The organism is Sphingomonas bacterium, assembly GCF_903643035.1.
Taxonomy (GTDB): domain Bacteria; phylum Pseudomonadota; class Alphaproteobacteria; order Sphingomonadales; family Sphingomonadaceae; genus Sphingomonas.
The window spans coordinates 1-6,556 of sequence record NZ_CAHJWW010000157.1; the positions used below are offsets into that span (position 1 = coordinate 1).

The following is a 6,556-nucleotide window of genomic DNA, read 5'->3' on the forward strand; positions in this document are numbered from 1 at the left end:
GCCGCTCCCGCCGACGCGCAGGACCTGCAGACCCGCGCCGTGCCGCCTCCCGCGCCCGAGGCGCCTGCGGCGCCGCTGGCGGCGGACCAGGTACAGTTCTCGTCGGACGCGCTGGAGTATGACGATCGCGCCGACATCGTCACCGCCACCGGCAACGTGCGCATGTTCCGCCAGGGCCAGCGGCTGCGCGCCGACAGGATCACCTGGAACCGCAAGACCGGCAAGGTGCTCGCAGCCGGCAACGTCGCGGTGGTCAACCCGCAGGGCGATACGGCCTATGGCGACTCGATCGACCTGACCGACAGCCTGAAGGACGGCGTGGTCGACAACATGCTGGTGGTGCTGAGCCGCGGCGGGCGGATCGCCGCGGCACGCGGCACGCGGCAGGACGACGGGACGCTGGTGCTGTCGAACGCCGCCTATACCGCCTGCGACGTGACCGGCGCCGACGGATGCCCCAAGCAGCCGACCTGGAAGATCACTGCGGTGCGCGTCACCTACGACCCGAGCGCGAGCCGGATCTACTACAGCGGCGCGCACCTCCACCTGTTCGATTTCATCTCGCTGCCCTTGCCGAGCCTGTCCAACCCGGTCGGGGGCCAGTCGAGTTCCGGGCTGCTGTCGCCGGAAATCCGCCTCAACCGGGTAAACGGGTTCGAGGTGGCGGCGCCGTACTTCATCCGGCTCGCGCCCGACCGGTCGCTGACGCTCACGCCCCACCTCTACACCGGATCGCTGCCGATGGCGGAGGCGTCGTACCAGGCGCTGAGCACCGCGGGCGCCTTCCGCCTCACCGGCTACGCCACCGTCAGCCGGCGCAGCGACGACCTGATCTCCGGCTCGACCGGCACGCAGGAGAGCTTCCGCGGCTATATCGACGGCGTCGCCCGGTTTCAGCTGTCGCCCGAATGGAGCATCTCGGGCTCGGCGCGGCTGGTGACGGACAAGACGTTCCTGCGCCGCTACGACCTGACCTATGACGACCGGCTGCGGACCACCGCCAGGATCGAGCGGATCGACGACAAGAGCTACCTCTCGATCGACGGCTGGTACGTGCAGACGTTGCGGATCGACGACGCGCAGAAGTTCCAGCCGATCGCGCTGCCCGAGGTCGACTATCGCCGCCGCGTCGACGATCCGCTGCTGGGCGGGAAGATCGAGGGGGAGGTCAACACGCTCGCGCTCACCCGGATCGCCGGCCAGGATACGCAACGCGCCTTCGCCTCGCTGCGCTGGGACCTGCGCCGGCTGACGACGCTGGGCCAGGAGGTGACGTTCACCGCCTATGCCCGTGGCGACCTGTACCACACGAGCGACACGCTCGCCGACGCCGTTCCCGTCTATCGCGGGCTGGAGGGTTTCCAGGGCCGGGCGATCGGCGCGCTGGCGGTGGACGTCCAGTGGCCGTTCGCGGGCACGATCGGCGGCGGGATCCAGACGGTGATCCCGCGCGTCCAGATCGTCGCGAGCCCCAAGATCAAGAACCTGTCGATCCCGAACGAGGACTCGCGCGCGGTCGACCTCGACGACACCAACCTGTTCGCGCTCAACCGCTTTCCCGGCTACGACCGCTACGAGGATTCCAGCCGCGCCACCTATGGCATTTCGTGGAACCTGGCGTTCCCGGGGCTGACGGTCGACAACCAGATCGGGCAGAGCTTCCGCTTCGCCGACCGTTCCGCCCTGTTCTTCCCCGGCACCGGCCTGTCCGACAAGTTCTCCGATGTCGTCGGACGGACGGAGGTGCGCTATCGCGAGTTGGTGTCCCTCGCGGTCCGCTACCGGATCGACAAGGACGACCTCACCGTCCGTCGCGCGGAGATCGACGCGACGGTCGGCTCGTCCAGCACCTATCTGCTGCTCGGCTATCTGCGCCTCAACCGCGACATCGAGCCCCTGTTCGAGGATCTGCAGGACCATGAGGAAGGGCGGGTCGCCGGCCGGGTCCAGTTCTCGCGCTACTGGTCCGCGTTCGGGTCGATCCTGATCGATCTGACCGACCGCGAGGAGAGCCCGCTGTCGACCGCCGACGGCTTCAGCCCGATCCGCCACCGGGTCGGCGTCGCCTATGAGGACAATTGCCTGAAGCTTGGCCTGACGTGGAAGCGCGACTATGCCACGACCGGCGACGCGCGCCGGGGCAACAGCTACCTGTTGTCGCTTTCCTTCAAAAACCTCGGGCGCTAAGCCGTGGTTCAGGCGGGGGGAGCGAGGCTCCCGGAATAAGGCCGCGCAATGGGACGATCGATAACGTGACAGGCAACAGGCGCGCGCGCGCATCGGCTCGATTGTCGGGACCGGGGATCATGGCCCGGGGACCCATGGCCCCCGGACTTGCGGGCGTGGCGGCCGTGCTGATGCTGACCGCCGTCGCTCCGGCGCAGACCGCGCCCCGGACGCCGGCGCGACCCGCTTCGCCGCCCGCGCAATCGGCTCCGCCGCCGGCGCAATCCGCTCCGGATCAGGCGCAGACCGTGCCGGACAACCAGGTGCCCGAGACCGGCCTGGACATCCCGGCCAACCTCCAGATCTTCGGCAAGTTCGATCCCAACGTGCGCAAGGCGACCGCGATCGTCAACGACAGCGTCATCACCGGCACCGACGTCGATCAGCGCGTGGGCCTAATCGCGGCGGCCAACAACCTGGACGTCGCCGCCGCCGACCGCGACCGGCTGAAGCTCCAGATCCTGCGCCAGCTGATCGACGAGACGCTTCAGATCCAGGAGGCCAAGACCCACGACATCTCCGTCACGCCCGACGAGATCGGCGAGAGCTACGACCGCGTCGCGAAGAACTTCAACCGGTCGCCCGGCGACTTCGGCAAGTTCCTGAAACAGCAGGGTTCGTCCGAACGCTCGATCAAGCGCCAGATCGAGGGCGAGCTGGCGTGGAACCGGTATCTGCGCCGCCGGATCGAACCCACCGTCAACGTCAGCGAGCAGGAGGTGACGGACATCATCGCCCGTCTGGAGGCCGCGAAGGGCACGGTGGAATATCACCTGCGCGAGATATACATCCGCGGCGAGGGCGATCGCGCGCCCGCCGCCGCCGCCGCGGCGGAGCAGGTGATGGATCAGGTCAAGACCGGCAAGACGCCGTTCGAGACGCTCGCGCGGCAGTTTTCCGACTCGACCACTAAGAACGTGGGCGGCGACCTCGACTGGATACGGCTGAACCAGTTGCCCGACGATCTCGCCCACGCCGCGCAGGACATGCAGGTCGGCCAGATCGCGGGACCGATCGCGGGGTCGGGCGGCTTTTCCATCCTGTACCTGGTCGACAAGCGCCAGGTGCTGACCGCCGACCCGCGCGACGCCAAGCTGAACCTGAAGCAGCTTACCGTCCGCTTTCCCCCCGGCACCGGCCAGGCCGAGGCGGCGGCGCGCGCCGCGACCTTCTCCAAGACGACCCAGGCGATCCAGGGCTGCGGATCGGTCGACAAGATCGCCGCGTCGATCGGCGCGGAGGTCGTCAACAACGACACCGTCCGCGTCCGCGACCTGCCGCCCCAACTGCAGGACATATTGTTGAAGATGCAGGTGGGCCAGTCGTCGCCACCGTTCGGCTCGCCGCAGGACGGCGTCCGCGCGCTGGTGCTGTGCGGCCGCGACGATCCGGTGAGCGGCGCGACCCCCAACGTGGAGGCGGTGCAGGACCAGATCCAGCAGCAGCGGGTGAACCTGCGCGCGCAGCAGACGCTGCGCGACCTGCGCCGCGATGCGATCATCGAGTATCGATGACATGAGCGCGCCGCTGGCCGTGTCGATGGGCGATCCTGCCGGTATCGGCCCGGAGATCGTGGCCAAGGCCTGGGCGAGGCGCGTCGAGGAAGCCCTGCCGCCGTTCTTCGCGGTTGGCGACGTGCGGGCGATCGGGCGGGTGTGGAACGGCCCCGTCGCGCGGATCACCGACATCGCGGACGTCGCCCGGGCGTTCGGCGTGGCGCTGCCCGTGCTGACGATCGACGACGCCGGCGACATCGTGCCGGGCGAGCCCGACGTCGAGGGCGCGCGTTGCGCGATGCGGTCGCTGGAGCTCGCCACCGGCCTTGTCCAGTCGGGCGCGGCGCGCGCCCTGGTGACCGGGCCGGTCGGCAAGGCGCAGCTGTACCAGATCGGCTTCAGCTATCCGGGCCAGACGGAGTTCGTCGCCGAACGCTGCGGCATCGCGCGCGACAATGCGGTGATGATGCTGGCCGGCCCCGGCCTGCGGGTCGTGCCGATCACCACCCATGTGCCGCTGGTGGAGGTCGCGGGACTGCTGACGATCGAGCTGGTGCTGGCGAAGGCGCGAGCGACGGCGCGGGGGCTCGACCGCAATTTCGGCATCACCTCGCCCCGCCTTGCCTTCGCGGGCTTCAATCCGCACGCCGGCGAGGCCGGCACGATCGGCCGCGAGGAGATCGACGTGCTGATCCCCGCGATCGAGCGGCTGCGCGCCGAGGGGATCGACGCGCTGGGGCCGTTCGCCGCCGACACGATGTTCCACGACCGCGCGCGCGCGGGGTACGACGCGGCGCTTTGCCCGTATCACGACATGGCGCTGATCCCGATCAAGACGCTGTATTTCGACGATGGCGTCAACATGACGCTGGGGCTGCCGATCGTGCGGACCTCGCCCGATCACGGCACCGCGTTCGGCATCGCCGGTCGCGACCGGGCGAACGCGGGCGCGACGATCGCCGCGATCCGCATGGCCGCCGCCGCCGCCGACCATCGCGCCGCGAGCGCCGAGGCGAGCTGAGCGCCATCACGCCGCCCGCCGCGTTCCTGCCGCCGATGCCGCCCTTGCGCGAGGTGATCGCCCGGCACGGGCTGACCGCATCCAGGGCGCTGGGTCAGAACTTCCTGTTCGACGGCCGGTTGCTGGACCGGATCGCGCGCATCCCCGGCGACCTGATGGATGCGGAGGTGTTCGAGGTCGGCCCCGGTCCCGGCGGCCTGACCCGCGCGCTGCTCGCCGCAGGCGCGCGGGTGACGGCGGTGGAACGCGACCCGCGCTGCCTGCCCGCGCTCGCGGAACTGGCCGACGCCTGTCCCGGCCGGCTGCGGGTGATCGAGGGCGACGCGCTGGACATCGATGCGCCGGCGCTGTTCGCGGGGCGGCCGCATATCGTCGCCAACCTGCCCTACAACGTCGGCACCGCGTTGCTGGTGCGCTGGCTGCTCGCCGACTGGCGGCTCCCCGACCGGTCGCCGTGGTGGGCGAGCTGCACGCTGATGTTCCAGCGCGAGGTGGCGGACCGGATCGTCGCGCAGGCGAACGACGAAGCCTATGGCCGGCTCGCGGTCCTCGGTCAGTGGCGATCGACCGCGCGGATCGCGATGACGGTCCACCGCTCCGCCTTCACGCCGCCGCCCAAGGTCATGTCCGCCGTGGTGCATCTCGTACCGGCGGAGGCGCCGGCGGGCGTATCCGCGCGCACGCTGGAACGGCTGACCGCCGCCGCGTTCGGGCAGCGCCGCAAGATGCTGCGCCAGTCGCTCAAGGGCCTGGACGGCGCGCTGGCTGCGCTGGAAGAGCTGGGCATCGATCCGACCCGGCGGGCGGAGACGATCCCGATCGGCGACTTCGTCGCGATCGCGCGGGTGATGGACGGCTGAGCGAAACCGCTCGCCTTCTCGTTCAGCTCGGGCCTAATCCTTCGCCGCCGCCGGCACCGTCGTCGCCTGCGCGGTCGCGACCGGCGGACCCTTGGCGATCGTCGCGGCGAGCTGCGCCGCCTCCGGGCACGGCCCGGCCTTGCAGGCCATCCTCAGCTTCGCGAGATTGTCGCGCGCGCGGTTGACGGCGCCCTTGCGGACCAGCGCCTCCCCCTGTCCCTTCAGCGCGGCGACGTCGTTGGGTTCCAGCAACAGCGCCTCGCGGTACAGGCGGATCGCCTTGCCCGGCAGACCGCTCTGGTCCGCGACCTGCGCCAGCGCGTCGAACGCGACCCGGTTGCGCGGATCGACCGCGACCGCCGTCTCCAGCATGTCCGTCGCGCCCTGCAGGTCGCCGGACGCCTGCGCCGCGCGCGCCCTCGCCAGCAGCGCCATCGATCGCGCGTCGATCTGGTCGTCCGGCCGCTGGCCATGCAGGGTCGCGGAAACGCACACCAGCGTCAGCGCGGCGGCGAGGGCGACGGACGAGACACGCATGATCGTCTCCGACGTGGGCACAATGGCTAGGCGGCTAGCATGGCGACCGCAGCCGCGCGAGGAAAAAGCCGTCGGTGCCGTGCCGCGCGGGGGTCAGTCGGACGCCCGCGCCACGCGGGCTGCCGAAGGGCAGCGGCTCGGCCGTCCAGCCGTTGGCGATGGACGGCGCGACCTGCGCCGGCCCCTCGGCGTCCAGCACCGAGCAGACCGCGTACACGAGCGCGCCGCCCGGCCGGACCAGCTCCCGCGCGAGCGCCAGCACATGCGCCTGCGTCGCGATCAGCCGCGCGAGCCGGTCGGGCGTCAGCCGCCAGCGCGCCTCGGGATTGCGCCGCCACGTACCCGTGCCTGAACAGGGCGCGTCGACCAGCACCACGTCGGCCCGCCCGGCGAGATCGGCCAGCGCCCCGGTCTCG

5 protein-coding genes and 1 pseudogene are annotated in these 6,556 nt (G+C 70.8%); 4 read left to right on the top strand and 2 right to left on the bottom strand.

Annotated elements, in window-relative coordinates; translation table 11 throughout:
• From HUV01_RS10525 to rsmA, 4 genes are all read left to right on the top strand, one after another.
• Positions 1-2,187, top strand: a 2,187-nt coding sequence (locus tag HUV01_RS10525; protein WP_174298217.1) for an LPS-assembly protein LptD, incomplete at its 5' end; no start/stop codon positions are given.
• Between the two features lie 119 nt (positions 2,188-2,306).
• The gene (locus tag HUV01_RS10530) at positions 2,307-3,740 is read left to right on the top strand and encodes a peptidylprolyl isomerase (RefSeq protein ID WP_254606565.1); all 1,434 of its coding nucleotides are present in this window, start codon (positions 2,307-2,309) and stop codon (positions 3,738-3,740) included.
• A gap of 1 nt (position 3,741) precedes the next feature.
• Positions 3,742-4,743, top strand: coding sequence for a 4-hydroxythreonine-4-phosphate dehydrogenase PdxA (gene pdxA / locus HUV01_RS10535; protein ID WP_174298218.1), 1,002 nt, complete (start codon positions 3,742-3,744; stop codon positions 4,741-4,743).
• A gap of 35 nt (positions 4,744-4,778) precedes the next feature.
• Positions 4,779-5,603 carry a 16S rRNA (adenine(1518)-N(6)/adenine(1519)-N(6))-dimethyltransferase RsmA gene (gene rsmA, locus HUV01_RS10540; protein ID WP_174298219.1) on the top strand — a complete coding sequence of 275 codons (825 nt, stop codon included), beginning with the start codon at positions 4,779-4,781 and terminating at the stop codon, positions 5,601-5,603.
• A gap of 33 nt (positions 5,604-5,636) precedes the next feature.
• Here the strand turns inward: rsmA and HUV01_RS10545 are convergent, their stop codons facing one another.
• Together HUV01_RS10545 and HUV01_RS10550 are read right to left on the bottom strand one after the other, a co-directional pair.
• Positions 5,637-6,140 carry a tetratricopeptide repeat protein gene (locus HUV01_RS10545; protein ID WP_174298220.1) on the bottom strand — a complete coding sequence of 168 codons (504 nt, stop codon included), beginning with the start codon at positions 6,138-6,140 and terminating at the stop codon, positions 5,637-5,639.
• Positions 6,141-6,174: 34 nt separating this feature from the next.
• Positions 6,175-6,556, bottom strand: a pseudogene (locus HUV01_RS10550) (RsmB/NOP family class I SAM-dependent RNA methyltransferase); the annotation flags it as partial.